Source organism: Rhizobium sp. BK008, assembly GCF_014197345.1.
Classification (GTDB): Bacteria; Pseudomonadota; Alphaproteobacteria; order Rhizobiales; family Rhizobiaceae; genus Rhizobium; species Rhizobium anhuiense.
This window is the reverse complement of the sequence record NZ_JACIFK010000001.1, coordinates 1,895,433-1,909,671: the sequence shown is the minus strand read 5'-3', so window position 1 is coordinate 1,909,671 and position 14,239 is coordinate 1,895,433. Positions and strand designations below refer to the sequence as shown.

Sequence of the window (14,239 nt, the reverse complement as noted above, 5' to 3'; positions counted from 1 at the left end):
GGCCAGGTGCTGATATGAGCGGTTCACCAGATATTGTCATCATCGGTTCAGGCGTCGGCGGCTCCACGATCGCCGCCGGCCTGGCGGTGACCGGCGCCCGGATATTGATCCTGGAAGCCGGCGATCACATCGCCGATCTTCCGGTCAATCGCGACCAGCGCGCCATCTTCCAGCGCGGGCATTTTCGGCCGAAGGAAACCTGGTACGAGGCGAACGGCAAGGGATTCAACCCCGGCAACTACTACAATGTCGGCGGGAATTCGAAGTTTTACGGCGCGGTCTTGTCGCGCTATCGCGAGCAGGATTTCGACGTCATCGAGCACCGGGAAGGTGTGTCGCCGGCCTGGCCGTTTCCCTATGAAACCCTGGAGCCGTGGTATTGCCGGGCGGAACTGATGTATCAGGTTCGCGGCAGTCTGGGCGAGGATCCCACGGAACCATATCATTCGGCTGCCTACGACTATCCGCCGGTCCCTGACGAGGCGCCGATCGCCGATGTCAGGGCGCGTCTCAAGAAGAAAGGCCTGCATCCGTTTTCCCTGCCGCTCGGCCTGGATCTGGATGCCTGGCTCTCCAAGGCACGCACGCCTTGGGATGCGCATCCCAATTCACGGGACGGCAAGATGGACGCCGAAACTGCAGCCCTTGCGGTGGCGCTGAAGCACGAGAACGTCCGGCTCGAAACCAATGCGCGCGTGACGAGGCTCGACATGGGCGCGGGGAACGGGATCGACCGGGTGACCTATGTCAAGAACGGTGAGACGCTGACCGTTTCGGCGAAGATCGTCATCCTCGCCGCCGGGGCGGTCCAGTCCTCCGTGCTTTTGCTGCGCTCGAAAAACGACCGCTTCGCAAGCGGCCTGGCGAATTCTTCCGACCAGGTGGGCCGCAACTTCATGAACCACAATGCGTCGGCCGTTATCGGCGTCTCGCCGAAGTTCAGGAACACGGCTGTCTACCAGAAGACGTTTGCCTTTAACGACTTCTATCTCTCGGACGGTGAGGGAGGACCACCGCTCGGCAATGTGCAGCTCCTGGGCCGCATTTCCGAGAAAGTCCTCAAGGGCTCTCTGCCGCAGGCTCCGGAATGGTTTCTGCGCTTCATCACAACCCATGCCATCGACTTCTATGCCATGAGCGAGGACGTGCCCAATCCCGAAAGCCGGGTCATGGTCGATGGAGACCGGATCATTCTTCAATGGCAGCGAAGCAACTGGGACGCCCATCTTGCCCTTGTCGCCAAGCTGAAGGTCATCCTGAAATCGATCGGATTTCCGGTCGTGCTGTCGCGACCCTTCGACAAACGCACGCCCTCCCATCAATGCGGAACGATCCGCATCGGCAACGATCCCGCGACAGCGCCGTTGGATCCGTACTGCCGTTCCTACGATCACCAGAACCTCTTCGTCGTCGACGCCGGTTTCCTCCCCACCTCGGCGGCGGTCAATCCTGCGCTCACCGTCGCCGCCCAGGCGCTGAGAGTGGCGGATCACATTGCGGCGAAGGACTTTGCGGGCATGACAGAGGCGCTGGCGGTCGCCAGGCCGGATGCAACAGGACAGTAAAATGGGATTCGATTACATCATCACCGGCGCCGGTCCGGCAGGATGCGTGCTGGCAAGCCGGCTGAGCGAAGATCCTGATGTCAGTGTCCTCCTGCTCGAAGCGGGTGGAGGCGACTGGAATCCGCTGTTTCACATGCCGGCCGGCTTCGCCAAGATGACCAAAGGCGTCGCCAGCTGGGGATGGGAAACCGTTCCCCAGAAGCACATGAAAGGCAGGGTGCTGCGTTACACGCAGGCGAAAGTCATCGGTGGCGGCTCGTCGATCAACGCACAGCTCTATACTCGCGGCAACGCTGCGGATTATGACCTCTGGGCGCGGGAGGACGGCTGCGAGGGCTGGGATTACCGCTCGATCCTTCCCTATTTCAAACGCGCGGAGGACAACCAGCGCTTCGCCGACGACTACCACGCCTATGGCGGTCCGCTGGGGGTCTCGATGCCGGCTGCGCCGCTGCCGATCTGCGACGCCTATATCCGTGCGGGGCAGGAACTCGGCATTCCCTACAACCACGATTTCAACGGCCGCCAGCAGGCGGGCGTGGGATTTTACCAACTGACGCAGCGCAATCGCCGCCGGTCGTCGGCTTCGCTCGCCTATCTCTCGCCGATCAAGGACCGCAAGAACCTGACGGTCCGGACCGGCGCTCGCGTCGCGCGCATCATCGTCGAGGGAGGCCGTGCGACAGGCGTCGAGATCGTGACCGCGCGCGGCCAGGAGATCATCCGCGCCGAACGCGAAGTGCTGATTTCTTCCGGCGCTATCGGATCGCCGAAGCTGCTTCTGCAGTCCGGCATCGGACCGGCCGACCATCTGCGCTCGGTTGGCGTCAAGGTGCTTCACGATCTGCCGGGTGTCGGCGGCAACCTCCAGGATCACCTGGATCTTTTCGTCATATCCGAATGCACCGGCGATCACACCTATGACGGCGTCGCAAAGATCCACCGCACGCTTTGGGCAGGGCTTCAGTATGTCCTGTTCCGCACCGGTCCGGTCGCCTCGTCGCTCTTCGAGACCGGCGGTTTCTGGTACGCCGATCCGCAAGCGCGTTCCCCTGATATCCAGTTCCACCTCGGTCTGGGATCGGGCATCGAAGCGGGCGTCGAGCGGCTCAAGAATGCAGGTGTGACGCTCAACTCTGCCTATCTGCATCCGCGCTCGCGCGGGACGGTCCGTCTGTCATCCGCCGACCCGGCTGCCGCGCCCTTGATCGACCCCAATTACTGGTCGGATCCTCACGACAGGAAGATGTCTTTGGAGGGGCTCAAGCTCGCGCGCGAGATCATGCAGCAGGCGGCGCTGAAGCCCTATGTCATGGCCGAAAGGCTTCCGGGACCGAAGGTCATGACCGACGAAGAGCTCTTCGATTATGGCTGCGCCAACGCAAAGACCGATCATCATCCGGTCGGTACCTGCAAGATGGGGACGGGGCCCGACGCGGTTGTCGGGCTCGATCTCAAGGTCCATGGCCTCGAAGGCCTGAGGGTATGCGATTCATCCGTCATGCCGCGCGTGCCGTCGTGCAACACCAACGCCCCGACGATCATGGTCGGTGAAAAAGGGTCGGACCTCATTCGGGGCTTGCCGGCACTTGCCCCCACCATTTTCGCCTACGAACGCAACGATGCGCGGCCTCGGGCTCGCGCCGAAATCCGGTGAGCCGCGTCGAGAGGAGAGACGACAATGTCTGAAGTCAAAGTGGCCGTGCTTGGCGCCTCGGGCTGGATGGGGAAGGTCCACACGATGGCCTACCAGACCTTTCCGCATTTCTTCGGAGTGTCGGACGGAACGGCGCGGGTCGTCGCTCTCGTCGAAGGCCCCTCGACGGCAGCCGAGGATATTGACCACCGAGCGCCGGGCGCAAAAATTCTTCGGGATTGGAAACTGGCGGTCGCTGATCCCGATGTCGATCTGATCGATATCTGCCTGCCTGACCATCTTCACTACGAGGTGGCCAAGGCGGCTTTGCTGGCCGGCAAACATGTCTACTGCGAGAAGCCATTGGCAAACACCGCCGCTGAAGCGCGGGAGCTGGCCGACATCGCCAGGGAAAAGGGTGTCATCACCCGCGTCGGGCACGCCTTTCCCCGAAACCCGGTCCATGATCTGGCGAAAGACATCATTCAATCCGGCGAAATCGGCGAGATCAAGCTGTTCCGCGGCTGCCAGCACGTCGACATCTATGGTGATCCCTATGCACCGTTCATGTGGCGGGCCGATGGAAAGCTGGCACCGACCGGGATCGTCGGCGACACCGGCTCGCACATCTTCAGTTTCATGGATTTCCTGGTCGGTCGCGTCAGTTGCTTGATCGCCGACAATCTGATCGTGACGCCGCGCCGGCCCGTCGTCGAGGGCCTAACCTATGGCGAGCAGGTGAAACTGACCGGCAACGAGTCCTGGGCTGAGATTACCAACCCCGATGCAACAAACCTGCTGTGCCGGTTCGAGAACGGCGCCGGCGGGATCGTCGATTTCAGCCGTGTGGCGACCGGCCGCAAGTTCATGCAGACCTATGAAATCTACGGAACGAAAGGCAGCATCGCCTTTAACTATGACGAGATAAACCGGCTGCGCTTCTACTCCAACGACGACCGGACGGGGCGGCGCGGCTTCCGGGAGATCGACGTGGGACCTGAAAATTCGACCTTCCGGGCTTTTCTCCCGCTGCCGAATTTCGGATTAGGCTATAATGAAAGCAAGATCATCGAAGTGGCCGAGGTGATCCGCTCGATCGTTGCCAACAGGCCGATGTGGCCGACATTCGAGACCGGTCACCACATCTGCCAGATCGTCGACGCATGCATGGAGTCTTCCCGGCAGAGGCGCTGGGTCGACATCCCGCTGGCTGAACGCCAATGACCATGGACGTTCCGCAGGAAATTCTCGACGCGCTGACCGATGTCGACATGCCGCGGCTGCCACCCGAGGCCGCTCCTTCGGAAACGGTCCGGCTCGCCGGCGTCGAGGTGCCGGTCTATCGGGCCGGCTGCATCGTCGTCGGATCCGGCGCGGCAGGTCTGCGGGCGGCGGTGGAATTGAAGCGGCGCGGCGATGACGTCGTTATCGTCAGCCAAAGCGCGTGGGGTGGAACCTCGGCCTGTTCGGGATCGGACAAGCAGACCCTGCACACTGCGAATACGGCGGATCAGGGCGACAATTACAAGGCGATGGCCCGATCCATCCGCAGCGGCGGCGCGATGGACGAGGACACGGCCTACGTCGAGGCGGTGGGCTCGTCGCGGATGATGGCGTCGCTCCAGTTCTTGGGCCTGCCGCTGCCCCAGGATCCGCTTGGGGGAACGCTGAGATATCAGACCGATCATGATGAGGTCGGGCGCGCCACCAGCTGCGGCCCGCGCACCTCGCGCCTGATGGTCAAGGTGCTGGCCGAGGAGGCGATCCGACTGGGCGTGCCGTTTTACAACCAGACCACGGCGGTCAAGATCCTCACTGGGGGCGAGGGGGCTGACCGTCATGTCGTCGGCATGCTTGTCATGCGCGCCAGCGACCGTACAGAGCAGAATCCGCTGGGTATCGCGCTGTTCGTCAGCAGCGTGATCGTGCTCGCCGCCGGCGGGCCGGGCGAACTCTATCGCGACAGCGTTTATCCCAATGGCTGCTTCGGCTCTCTTGGATTGGCGCTGGAAGCCGGCGTCGAACTCGTCAACCTGACCGAAAGCCAGTTCGGCATCGGAACGCGCAGGGAAGGCTTCCCATGGAACCTGTCGGGCACCTATGTCCAGGCGATCCCGCATATCTACTCGCTCGATCGCGAAGGCGTCGAGCACCACTTCCTGGCAGAATACTACCGCAGCACGCGGGAGCTGGCGTCGAACGTCTTCCGCAAGGGCTATCAGTGGCCCTTTCATGCGACGCGCATGCTCGATTTCGGCTCCAGCCTGGTCGATCTCGCCATCTCTAGCGAAACTGCCGCTGGCCGGCGCGTTTTCATGGACTTCAACCGCAATCCGCTGTCCGTACCGGGCGATCTGCCGTTCAGCCTGGAAAGACTGGACGAAGATGTCCGCGACTATCTCGGCAAGGCCGGCGCCGACCAGGACATGCCGATCGATCGATTGAAGCATATGAACCCGCTCGCGATCGAACTCTACCGCCGCTACAAGATCGATATTGCCGAAGAGCCGCTCGAATTTGCGGTCAACAACCAGCATATGAACGGCGGCATCATGGTCGACACCTGGGGCCGCAGCAATCTCGGCGGCTGTTACGCGGTCGGGGAGGCCGCGGGCACCCATGGGGTGACGCGGCCGGGTGGGGCAGCGCTCAATGCCGGGCAGGTCTTCGGCACCCGCGCGGCCGAGCACATCAGCGCGAGCGGCAGGGCGAAGCGGACAGCTTCAGGGGATATAACCGGTACGGCAGAGACAGGCATCTCCGATCTCCTTGCCGCCCTTCGCACCGAGAGCCCGCTCACCGTCAAATCGATCCGCTCGGAGGTGCAGGCGCGAATGAGCGAGAAGGCTGGCATCCTCTGCGATCAGCAGAATGTGGCCCGAGCCTTGATCGAAGCGCGCAAACTGAATGTGGACATCCGCGCCAACGGCGTCGCCTATGGTCGCGCAGCGGAGGCGGTCCGAGGCGTGCAATGGCGGCATATGGCGCTCGCCTCGGAAGCCGTGCTCAGCGCTCTTGATTTCTTCATTCGCGGTGGCGGCGGCAGCCGTGGGGCGCGAGCGATATGCGATATAGCGGGCGAATCCACGCCGCTCGCGCGCTCAGGTCCATTGCCGGATTATCGCTTCCGGAAAGAACGCGAATCGCATCGCAAAGAGCAGATCGTCGTTCGTCTCGATGGTGATGAGATAACGCTTTCAACGCGGGCGAACCGTAGTTTCGATGAAAGCGCCAAGTCCTTCTTCGAGCGGGACTGGCCATCCTGGTTGACGGGCCGCATCTACGACTGAGGTCGGACGAATGAGGGGACGCCAGATCGGCTGATCAATCAGGATTCGCAACCGCGGGCGGAACACGAACTCGCTCGGTGTCGTCAGAGCCTTCGGCAATGGCTTCCTCGCTTCTGCGCATTCGCCTTGGCGGATTCTTGCCTTCGATAGGCTTCGGCGACATTTGGTCGTCGGCCTGGATCTCATCGGTGTTGAGGTAGTTCTTGCTTTCGTCCATAGCGGTCACCTCAGGTTGGGGAATTGCGATGCAGGAAAACGATTCTCCGCATCGGCGCTTTGCACGCTAACGCTCGGCGACATGACGGGTTCCCTCGCTGGTCGGCCAGCGGTGGCCGAGGCTCATAGGTCGGCTCCGGCTTCGGAAACGTCGAGCTCGATTATGACGGGCGCGTGGTCGCTCGTATGTTCCCAGCCGCGCGGTTTTCTCCGGACCGTCGCCGATCGAAGCCATGGGGCGACGGCCGGACTGAGCAGGAAGTGGTCGATCCGAAGCCCCGCGTCACGTTCGAAGCTGTTTCGCCAATATTTCCAGAAGGTGTAGATGCGCTCGCCCGGATGCAGATGCCTGATGGCGTCGGTCCAGCCCTGGGCGACGAGTTGCGCATAGGCCTTGCGCACTTCCGGTCTGAAGAGGGCATCGTCCAGCCAACGTTCCGGCTTATAGACGTCGATCTCCGTCGGCATGACGTTGAAGTCGCCGGCCAGGATCGAAGGCACCTCGAGCTCGAGGAGTTCGGCGGCGTATTCGTGCAGGCGACGGAACCACCGGAGTTTGTATTCGAACTTGACGCCCGGGAACGGATTTCCGTTCGGAAGATACAGGCACCCGATCACGATTCCGTCGACGACAGCTTCGATATAGCGGCTGTGGCTATCATCGGGATCGCCCGGAAGTCCGCGCCGCGTCAGGATCGGTGTCTTGCCCTTGGCCAGGATGGCTACCCCGTTCCAGGATCGCTGTCCGTGCCAGACGGCGCCGTAGCCGGCCCTTTCGATCTCCCTTCGCGGAAACCCCGCGTCGTCTGTCTTCAGTTCCTGGAGGCACACCACATCAGGCGCGTCCTCCTTGAGCCAGCGCAGCAGGATGTCCAGCCGTCCATTGATCCCATTGACGTTGTAGGTTGCGATTTTCATCATACTCCCGGAAGCCGGGCCCCCGCCGGACATGCTCTAGAAACGCTCTTAAATTTCCTCCTCGGAATGTCTTGCCGGCCATGGCTGGCGCCTCAACGCGTCGCACCGAAGACGAAGGCGATGCCGGCGACGATCGCAACTGCTGTCAGCGGCTGCCGGCGTATCCGATCCTCGAGGTCGTGGACGAAGCTGCTTGCTTCCGCCTTTGCCAGGCGGGCTGTCCCGGAAGCCAGCTCCGAAGCCGACTCCGCTATCCGACCGGCTTCTTTCTGAAGCGCGCGCATCTTCTCGTGATCGGCATCAAATCCTTCGGAGGAACGGGCGAATTCGCCGGTCGAGCGCAGAGCTTGATCCGCGAGCGGAAACGCCTCGTCGAGTTTGGTGGGATCGGGCTCTCGCTTCACGCGCTCGGCGGCCTCGACGTCGCTGCGCCCGGCAGGAATTGAGGTGTGGGTGGCTGACACCGGGTCGGAGGCCGGAAAAGTGTCCTCGATTGCGCTGTCGAGTTCGCCCTTTCGGGACTGCTTCCGCTGCTCTGCCTGTTCTTTTCGCATGGATTGGACTGCGGGGGATTCGTTCGGGTTTGCCATCGGGGTTTCCTCTGTTGCACTTCGACAAACAAAGCGACGACGAGCGGAGAAGTTCCATAGAAATGCTTCCGCGCCTCACAGAGCAACAGCGACGCGCGAAACGAGCAATGCCGGCGCGCGCAATCGCTCGGACTTTTCTGGACGACGAGGGTCACAATCAATCAGTCGGACCAAAGTCTTGCCAGTGCCTACTACCTAGGTCGGTTGCATTCTGCATTGGGAAAAGCGAGAAATCTCATGCGCCATATGGCATATATTGTATGGAAAACGGCGAAGAACCGCCGAACGAGGCTATTGCATGAATATCCGGAAACGCGATTTTCTGAGATTGGGCGGCAGCGCGGCCATCGCCCTGGTCGCTGCCGCATCGCCAGCCACTTTGAATCTCGACGGTTTCCTTCCTGGTCTGGCGGTGGAACGCGCACAGGCAAAAGACGGCAACAACGGCAATGGCGGCGGTAACGGCAATGGGGGAGGGAACGGCAACAGCGGCAATGGCAACGGGGGAGGGAATGGGAATAGTGGCGGCAGCGGCAATGGCTCGGGAAATGGCAATAGCGGTGGCAACTCCGGTAGCGGTTCTGGATCCTCTTCCAGTCCCTCTTCGAATACCTCTTCTACAGGGGCGTCGGGAGGATCGGGAACGAAAGCGACCGAAGCGTCCGATGGCTCGATCAATGTCCGTCACGCGAATGGCATCACGGAAAGCCTGCGCAGTGGCCGCTACATCATGAAGGACTCGAAAGGGCGGACGATCGTAAGCCGGCAGGCGACGGCCAACGATGCCCTCCGATTGAGCCGTTTCTTTCGCTAAAAGCTGAATCTTGTTTTAATGCAGTTCGCGCCATTGCAGAGCCGCTTCCGTCCTGTTCGAGGCGCCGAGCTTGCTCAGAATCTGGGTCATATGGTGTTTCACGGTCTTTTCCTGCAGGCCGAGACGCAAGCCGATATGCTTGTTTGACAAGCCTTGAGCGACAAGATCCATCACCTCGCGTTCCCGTGGCGTCAGACTGCTTTTATCCGACGTTCCGCCATTCAGTGAATTCTCCATGACCTTTGCCGACATGGTTGGCGAGATATATCGCGTTCCACCGAGGACGGTTTGGATTGCTTCGGCGAGACCGCGGGAGCCGACACCCTTCAGAACATAACCCATCGCGCCCCGTTGCAGAGCGTCAAGCAAGGTGTCCACCTCCTCGGATACCGTCAACATCAGCACTTTCGTCGTCGGGCTCCGCTCCAGGACGTTGCTGATCGCAGACAGCCCGCCGCCGGGCATCGAGACATCGAGGAGCATAATGTCGGGGCGGTTGTCCGAAGCGATCATCGCCGCGTCATCGCTGCTGGCGCCTTCGCCAATGACGACAAAGCTGCTGATCTCCGACAGGCTGCGCGTGACGCCCTCGCGAAAAAGCGGGTGGTCGTCCACGACGCCGATGGTGATTGATGTCATCTCTAATCTCCCACTTCCATAGGCTCGAAGGTCATGGTCACGGTCGTCCCACCTTCCCCTGTCTTGATGTCGAAGGATCCTCCGAGGCTGTCGATGCGTTCCCGAAGTCCGACAAGACCGAGGCTCGCTGGCCTCACCTCGGTCGGATCGAAGCCATTGCCGCGATCGCTGACCTCGACACGGACATGGCCTTTGTGCGAGACGGCGCTGACAGCCTGCTGAACGCCGCCGCCGTGGCGATAGGCGTTGTTCAAGGCTTCCTGGACGAAGCGATAGATACAGATCTTCACGGCAGGAGCAAGTTCAGGTCCATCCTCGTCGATGACGGTTTCGACATTGGTTTCTGTCTTATGCTGATGCGCTTCGACGACCCGCATGACGATCTCGGTGATCGATGACTTCTCGATCTGCGGCAGCACCAGCCCGCTACAGATATTGCGGATCTCCGTCATCGCCTCGGCAAGGCTCGAGCGTATCCAGGAAAGCTCTTTCTCGCGTGCTTCGGGCTCTGTGGAAGCGTTGATCAACAAATCGCTGTCCAGCCGCAATGAGGCATAGGCGATGTGCTGGGCCGGACCGTCGTGCAGATCGGCGCCGATGCTGCGCAGATATGTTTCGTTGAGCGCCGCCGCCCGCTGGGAGGCGCGCTGCAGCCGCCGCTGAAGCCCGCGATTTTCCGAAAGCAGCGCAGACAGTTCATTGACCCGTTCCTTGAGATCCTTGCGTTGCGCCTCGATCGTGCGACTGCCCCGAAATACCAGAGCGGAGAGAATAAGGAAAAAGATTGCCGTGAGAGCGGCGACGGCGCCCCAGCTCCGGAGCCTGGCATGCGCCAGACTGTCGCTCAGTCCTTCTGCCGTCTCGTAGAACTCAAGGACGGCGACCGCCTGTCCGGACCAAGGCTGGAGGACAGGATTGTAGATTTCCATGAGCGGCTTGCCGAGTGCGCGCTCCTCGCTGCTTTCCGGATCGCTGGCGATCTCGTAGCGCGCAACCAGAGACCCTGCGAATGCGCTGCGGAGTTTGTCGTTGACCGGGAATTTCTTTCCTACCAGTTCCTTCTCGTTCGAATAAAGGATGGTGCCGTCGCCTCGCCACAGCTTGAACGAAACAAGACGCCTGCCGAGCGCACCCTGGCCGAGCGTCTCGTCGAGAGCCTGGGCACTGCCTTCGTCCAGCAGCGATTCCTTTTGCATGTCGGGAAGCAGCGGCGCGACGACGCTGTCCACATATAGTGCCGTTGCAGCACCGGAATTGTGGATGACTGCCTCCTCTATGAGGTGGGTGACGAGAATGCCCACCAAGAACATGGTGGCGATCGATATGAGCCCACCCGCGACGAAGAACTGGGAGGCGAGGGTGCGGGCATTCCAGCGGCGAAGCCAATTCATTTTGATACCGGCGAGAGACTTGCAGAATAACCTACCGCTTCTTTAGAGTTTTTCCAAACGGTGTCAGGGTGCATTCCTCGTATCGAAGATCTCGGCGCCCGCTATGCTCTGGGTCAACCGGAGGCTATCGCCCGACATGGCTGCGCCGAAAACGTAGAGAAGGGCGGCCAGAACGATAACAAGAGCGAAAACGGACGCGCTGCAGGCGCCATTGATTCGGGATCTATTAGTCCGGGACATGTTCGGATCTCCTTCGGTATCGTTCGAAACGGAGCGGAACCGGTGCCCGTTCCACATTGGGGCTTCGGTCGGAGAAGGGTGGGACCAAGGTCTGATCCCGTGGACATTCGCAGATTCAGGCATATTTCAGGCTCGATGGGCTCGGGTCTGGAGGTTTGCGAGTGACAGCTTCTATCGATATCGAAGGCGGCGCCGGCGCCGGATCTCTGGCGCTTTTTCCGGAAAGCGTTGCCGACCTATACGAGACCTTTCTCGTGCCGATCCTCTTCGAACCCTATGCATCGGAAATGGCAATCGTCGCCGAACGGTCGCAACCAGGCAGTGTTCTCGAGGTCGCTGCGGGGACGGGCGCTTTGACACGCGCTCTGCGGGCGAGGCTTGATCCAGCAACCGAGATCGTTGCTACCGACCTCAGCCAGGCGATGATTGACGTCGGCGCATCTTCGCTGACGCTGTCGCGGACCCACTGGATGCACGCCGATGCGCAAGATCTGCCATTTGCGCCCTCGATGTTCGATCTCGTCGTCTGCCAGTTCGGCGTGATGTTCTTTCCTGATAAGCCGAAGGCCTATGGCGAGGCTAAAAGAGTGTTGCGCAGCGGCGGTCATTTTCTGTTCTCGACGTGGGATTCACTCGAGGCCAACGATTTCGCAAGATGTGTGGATGAATGCCTGGGAAGGTTCTTCCCGTCAGATCCGCCGGATTTTTTCAGGCGCTTGCCATATTCCTACTTCGACCCCGATCTGATCAAGGCGCAACTGACTGCGGCGGGGCTTGATGCGGTGTCCTGCGATCGGGTCGAATTGACATCCGTCGCAGCCACCGCGCACGACGTGGCTGCCGCCTTCTGCCAAGGCACGCCGCTCAGGGGAGAGATCGAAGGACGGGCGCCGGAGCGCATGCCGGAAATCGTCGATCAAGTGGCCGAGCGCGTGCAATCGCGCTACGGAGCCCGTCCCAGCGGTGGCATGAGCGCGCTCATCGCCGCTGGCCGCGCACCATAATGCTGCGTGGCGTAGGGTGTCGTCTCGATCAGGCGCTTCCTCAGGCGGTCCAAGAGATCTATCCGCCCGGATATGACGGCTCATCGGACTTTAGCGGGTCTGCGTAGGAGGCGTCCTCTATCGCGCGAATGACGTGCCGCTCGATCACCAAACAGGTCTCGTCGTACTCTTGCACCAGGTTCGGATTGAACCGTCGCTTTCGAACGGAGTCGCGGGCTTCGACTGCCATCTGATAGGCTTCGAAGAGCTCGAGCAGCCACGGGTCGCGCGCTTCCATGATCAGCTTCCGCATCTGCGGCAGGCGCATCGCCAGGCGCCTGCGTCCGGCTTCCCGACGGTTGGATCGCGCCATCTCCTTCGATCTCCTGCTTATGCCCGCGATTACGCGGCTTCTGGATTCTGAAATAGCGTCGGCAACGGACGTTGGAATGGGTTTAGGACCAAAGGCCGGGATCGCTCAGACTGAGGTCCGGGGCGTGGAACGACCCCGCCTCCAGCCAGTTGGTTTGGCAGCGGTCACGAAGGCCGCTCCAACACAAGGAGGAAACAATGCTCTCCAAACTTATCGTCGGCGCAGCAACTGCCGCGACCCTCATGTCGGGCGTCGCATTCGCCCAATCCTCGACCGTCAATGGTGCGGCCGGCGGTGCAATCACCGGAGCGATCGTCGGTGGTCCCGTTGGCGCTGCTGTCGGCGGCGTTGCCGGCGCAGTCGTGGGCACGGCGATCGATCCGCCGCCGGCAAAGGTCGTCACCTATGTCCGCGAGGCCCCGGCGCCCTCGGCACGCGTGGTCGTGAAGGAAAAGGTCGTTATCGGTCAACCCCTGCCGGAGACGGTCGTCGTCACGCCCATTCCGGACGACCCCACCTATGCTTACGCGGTGGTCAATGATGAACGCGTCATCGTCGAACCGTCGTCCCGCAAGGTGATCCAGGTTATCAAGTGACCTGATCCTCTGCGCGGCCTCTGCCGCACCTTCCTTCCGGAAATCAACTTTTAAGGACCCGAGAACCGCCGCACGACGGACGCCAGCGTCGTCGTGCGGCCAAAGCAACGAGCCGGCGGCCCTGCGCCGCCGGGCCTGAGGAGAGGAACATGATCTATTCCGAAGAGAAATCCGGTGGTCTGGCCGTGCCGCTGATCGCCATCATGCTGGCTATTGCCGGCATTCTCGCCGTGCTTGTCGCTACCGGCGGCCGAGAGAGCGCGGCTGTCGGCCGCGTCTGGGTTCCCCAGGCGCAACAGCAAGGTTCGGGACAATGAACGCCATCGCATCCCTTGCCTTTGGCATTGTCAGCTCTGTCGGAGCCTGCATCGCTGCCGCATCTGTCGCGTCCCACGTCGTGGCGGAGTCCGAACCACACACCTTCAACGACCTCGCAGCACGCGATCTATGGACGACGACGCCAGTGAAAATCGACCCGCGGCAGCAGCGCTATGAGCGAATTCCGCCGCTCTATTCCAGCTATGTCACCGAGGCGCCGGCGATCATGATGTCAGCGGCAAGATCGGATGCCGCTCGCCCGTCAACCGAACTTCCGCCGCCTCAGCCAAAACTTTCGGCCGAACACCTTGCCTGGTGTGGGGAACGCTACCGCTCCTTCAATCCCGAAACGAACACTTATCGATCCTATAGCGGCGAGACCCGCGAGTGCTCGCCGCCGTTCCGGCAGATCACCGCGGAATCCGATGAACGCGTCGGCATGAAAGCGAATGCACAGGCGGCAGCCCGGTGCGCTGCTCGCTACAAGTCGTATCGACCGGAAGACAACACATATCAACCATGGGATGGACCGAGACGCTCCTGCGACATGTCGGATCTCCTTGCGACGCGCAATTGATCATCGGGGGTGGGCGCGGTCTATGCCAAGCTGCACTGACCGGGATGTCGGACCAAAGTCCGTGTTACAAACGCTGCGGTTGTGATAACCGGT

The 14,239-nt window shown here is 61.4% G+C and carries 15 protein-coding genes; 9 read left to right on the top strand and 6 right to left on the bottom strand.

The genetic code is table 11. The features are described 5' to 3' along the window. Window positions 1–14 precede the first annotated feature (14 nt). The 4 genes from FHT69_RS09380 to FHT69_RS09365 are packed head-to-tail and all read left to right on the top strand — an operon-like array spanning window position 15 to window position 6,491. Window positions 15–1,565, top strand: a complete 1,551-nt coding sequence (locus FHT69_RS09380; protein ID WP_183905262.1) for a GMC oxidoreductase — start codon at window positions 15–17, stop codon at window positions 1,563–1,565. Between the two features lies 1 nt (window position 1,566). After that, window positions 1,567–3,222 (top strand): GMC family oxidoreductase, encoded by a 1,656-nt coding sequence (locus FHT69_RS09375; RefSeq protein WP_063475384.1) that lies wholly within the window; start codon window positions 1,567–1,569, stop codon window positions 3,220–3,222. Between the two features lie 24 nt (window positions 3,223–3,246). Continuing rightward, window positions 3,247–4,425, top strand: coding sequence for a Gfo/Idh/MocA family protein (locus FHT69_RS09370; protein ID WP_183905261.1), 1,179 nt, complete (start codon window positions 3,247–3,249; stop codon window positions 4,423–4,425). Beyond that, window positions 4,422–6,491, top strand: coding sequence for an FAD-binding protein (locus FHT69_RS09365; RefSeq protein ID WP_183905260.1), 2,070 nt, complete (start codon window positions 4,422–4,424; stop codon window positions 6,489–6,491). The genes FHT69_RS09370 and FHT69_RS09365 overlap by 4 nt, the downstream gene beginning before the upstream one ends. Window positions 6,492–6,525: 34 nt before the next feature. Here the strand turns inward: FHT69_RS09365 and FHT69_RS09360 are convergent, their stop codons facing one another. The 3 genes from FHT69_RS09360 to FHT69_RS09350 all read right to left on the bottom strand — a co-directional run bounded on the left by FHT69_RS09360 (window position 6,526) and on the right by FHT69_RS09350 (window position 8,215). Continuing rightward, the gene (locus tag FHT69_RS09360) at window positions 6,526–6,708 is read right to left on the bottom strand and encodes a hypothetical protein (protein WP_097545174.1); all 183 of its coding nucleotides are present in this window, start codon (window positions 6,706–6,708) and stop codon (window positions 6,526–6,528) included. A 122-nt stretch (window positions 6,709–6,830) separates the two neighbouring features. Further along, on the bottom strand, window positions 6,831–7,625 hold the full coding sequence (gene xth, locus FHT69_RS09355; RefSeq protein ID WP_097631455.1) for an exodeoxyribonuclease III: 795 nt from the start codon (window positions 7,623–7,625) through the stop codon (window positions 6,831–6,833). Window positions 7,626–7,717: 92 nt separating this feature from the next. Then, on the bottom strand, window positions 7,718–8,215 hold the full coding sequence (locus FHT69_RS09350; protein WP_097545176.1) for a hypothetical protein: 498 nt from the start codon (window positions 8,213–8,215) through the stop codon (window positions 7,718–7,720). A gap of 298 nt (window positions 8,216–8,513) precedes the next feature. Here FHT69_RS09350 and FHT69_RS09345 point away from each other — a divergent pair, with 298 nt between their 5' ends. Then, window positions 8,514–9,029 carry a hypothetical protein gene (locus FHT69_RS09345; RefSeq protein ID WP_183905259.1) on the top strand — a complete coding sequence of 172 codons (516 nt, stop codon included), beginning with the start codon at window positions 8,514–8,516 and terminating at the stop codon, window positions 9,027–9,029. Between the two features lie 15 nt (window positions 9,030–9,044). Here FHT69_RS09345 and FHT69_RS09340 read toward each other — a convergent pair whose 3' ends face one another. Together FHT69_RS09340 and FHT69_RS09335 are read right to left on the bottom strand one after the other, a co-directional pair. Further along, window positions 9,045–9,668 (bottom strand): response regulator, encoded by a 624-nt coding sequence (locus FHT69_RS09340; protein WP_047614536.1) that lies wholly within the window; start codon window positions 9,666–9,668, stop codon window positions 9,045–9,047. A gap of 2 nt (window positions 9,669–9,670) precedes the next feature. Further along, on the bottom strand, window positions 9,671–11,059 hold the full coding sequence (locus FHT69_RS09335; RefSeq protein ID WP_097631453.1) for a sensor histidine kinase: 1,389 nt from the start codon (window positions 11,057–11,059) through the stop codon (window positions 9,671–9,673). 401 nt (window positions 11,060–11,460) lie between these two features. On the opposite strand from FHT69_RS09335, the gene FHT69_RS09330 reads away from it, so the two are divergent. Further along, on the top strand, window positions 11,461–12,303 hold the full coding sequence (locus FHT69_RS09330; RefSeq protein ID WP_183905258.1) for a methyltransferase domain-containing protein: 843 nt from the start codon (window positions 11,461–11,463) through the stop codon (window positions 12,301–12,303). A 58-nt stretch (window positions 12,304–12,361) separates the two neighbouring features. Here the strand turns inward: FHT69_RS09330 and FHT69_RS09325 are convergent, their stop codons facing one another. Next, a complete protein-coding gene (locus tag FHT69_RS09325; protein ID WP_047614542.1) occupies window positions 12,362–12,655 on the bottom strand; it encodes a hypothetical protein in 294 nt (97 codons plus the stop codon). Window positions 12,656–12,852: 197 nt separating this feature from the next. On the opposite strand from FHT69_RS09325, the gene FHT69_RS09320 reads away from it, so the two are divergent. The 3 genes from FHT69_RS09320 to FHT69_RS09310 all read left to right on the top strand — a co-directional run bounded on the left by FHT69_RS09320 (window position 12,853) and on the right by FHT69_RS09310 (window position 14,146). Further along, complete coding sequence (locus tag FHT69_RS09320) at window positions 12,853–13,251, top strand: DUF1236 domain-containing protein (RefSeq protein WP_047614544.1); 399 nt, start codon at window positions 12,853–12,855, stop codon at window positions 13,249–13,251. A gap of 149 nt (window positions 13,252–13,400) precedes the next feature. Next, entirely contained in the window at window positions 13,401–13,568 is a 168-nt protein-coding gene (locus FHT69_RS09315) for a hypothetical protein (RefSeq protein ID WP_164735955.1), read from the top strand. Beyond that, on the top strand, window positions 13,565–14,146 hold the full coding sequence (locus FHT69_RS09310; RefSeq protein WP_047614545.1) for a BA14K family protein: 582 nt from the start codon (window positions 13,565–13,567) through the stop codon (window positions 14,144–14,146). The genes FHT69_RS09315 and FHT69_RS09310 overlap by 4 nt, the downstream gene beginning before the upstream one ends. Window positions 14,147–14,239 lie beyond the last annotated feature (93 nt).

Excerpts from the sequence above, each read along its gene's own strand:
- FHT69_RS09380 (WP_183905262.1), top strand. The coding sequence starts at position 15 with ATGAGCGGTTCACCAGATATTGTCATCATCGGTTCAGGCGTCGGCGGC.
- FHT69_RS09375 (WP_063475384.1), top strand. The coding sequence starts at position 1,567 with ATGGGATTCGATTACATCATCACCGGCGCCGGTCCGGCAGGATGCGTG.
- FHT69_RS09370 (WP_183905261.1), top strand. The coding sequence starts at position 3,247 with ATGTCTGAAGTCAAAGTGGCCGTGCTTGGCGCCTCGGGCTGGATGGGG.
- FHT69_RS09365 (WP_183905260.1), top strand. The coding sequence starts at position 4,422 with ATGACCATGGACGTTCCGCAGGAAATTCTCGACGCGCTGACCGATGTC.
- FHT69_RS09360 (WP_097545174.1), bottom strand. The coding sequence starts at position 6,708 with ATGGACGAAAGCAAGAACTACCTCAACACCGATGAGATCCAGGCCGAC.
- xth (WP_097631455.1), bottom strand. The coding sequence starts at position 7,625 with ATGAAAATCGCAACCTACAACGTCAATGGGATCAATGGACGGCTGGAC.
- FHT69_RS09350 (WP_097545176.1), bottom strand. The coding sequence starts at position 8,215 with ATGGCAAACCCGAACGAATCCCCCGCAGTCCAATCCATGCGAAAAGAA.
- FHT69_RS09345 (WP_183905259.1), top strand. The coding sequence starts at position 8,514 with ATGAATATCCGGAAACGCGATTTTCTGAGATTGGGCGGCAGCGCGGCC.
- FHT69_RS09340 (WP_047614536.1), bottom strand. The coding sequence starts at position 9,668 with ATGACATCAATCACCATCGGCGTCGTGGACGACCACCCGCTTTTTCGC.
- FHT69_RS09335 (WP_097631453.1), bottom strand. The coding sequence starts at position 11,059 with ATGAATTGGCTTCGCCGCTGGAATGCCCGCACCCTCGCCTCCCAGTTC.
- FHT69_RS09325 (WP_047614542.1), bottom strand. The coding sequence starts at position 12,655 with ATGGCGCGATCCAACCGTCGGGAAGCCGGACGCAGGCGCCTGGCGATG.
- FHT69_RS09320 (WP_047614544.1), top strand. The coding sequence starts at position 12,853 with ATGCTCTCCAAACTTATCGTCGGCGCAGCAACTGCCGCGACCCTCATG.
- FHT69_RS09315 (WP_164735955.1), top strand. The coding sequence starts at position 13,401 with ATGATCTATTCCGAAGAGAAATCCGGTGGTCTGGCCGTGCCGCTGATC.
- FHT69_RS09310 (WP_047614545.1), top strand. The coding sequence starts at position 13,565 with ATGAACGCCATCGCATCCCTTGCCTTTGGCATTGTCAGCTCTGTCGGA.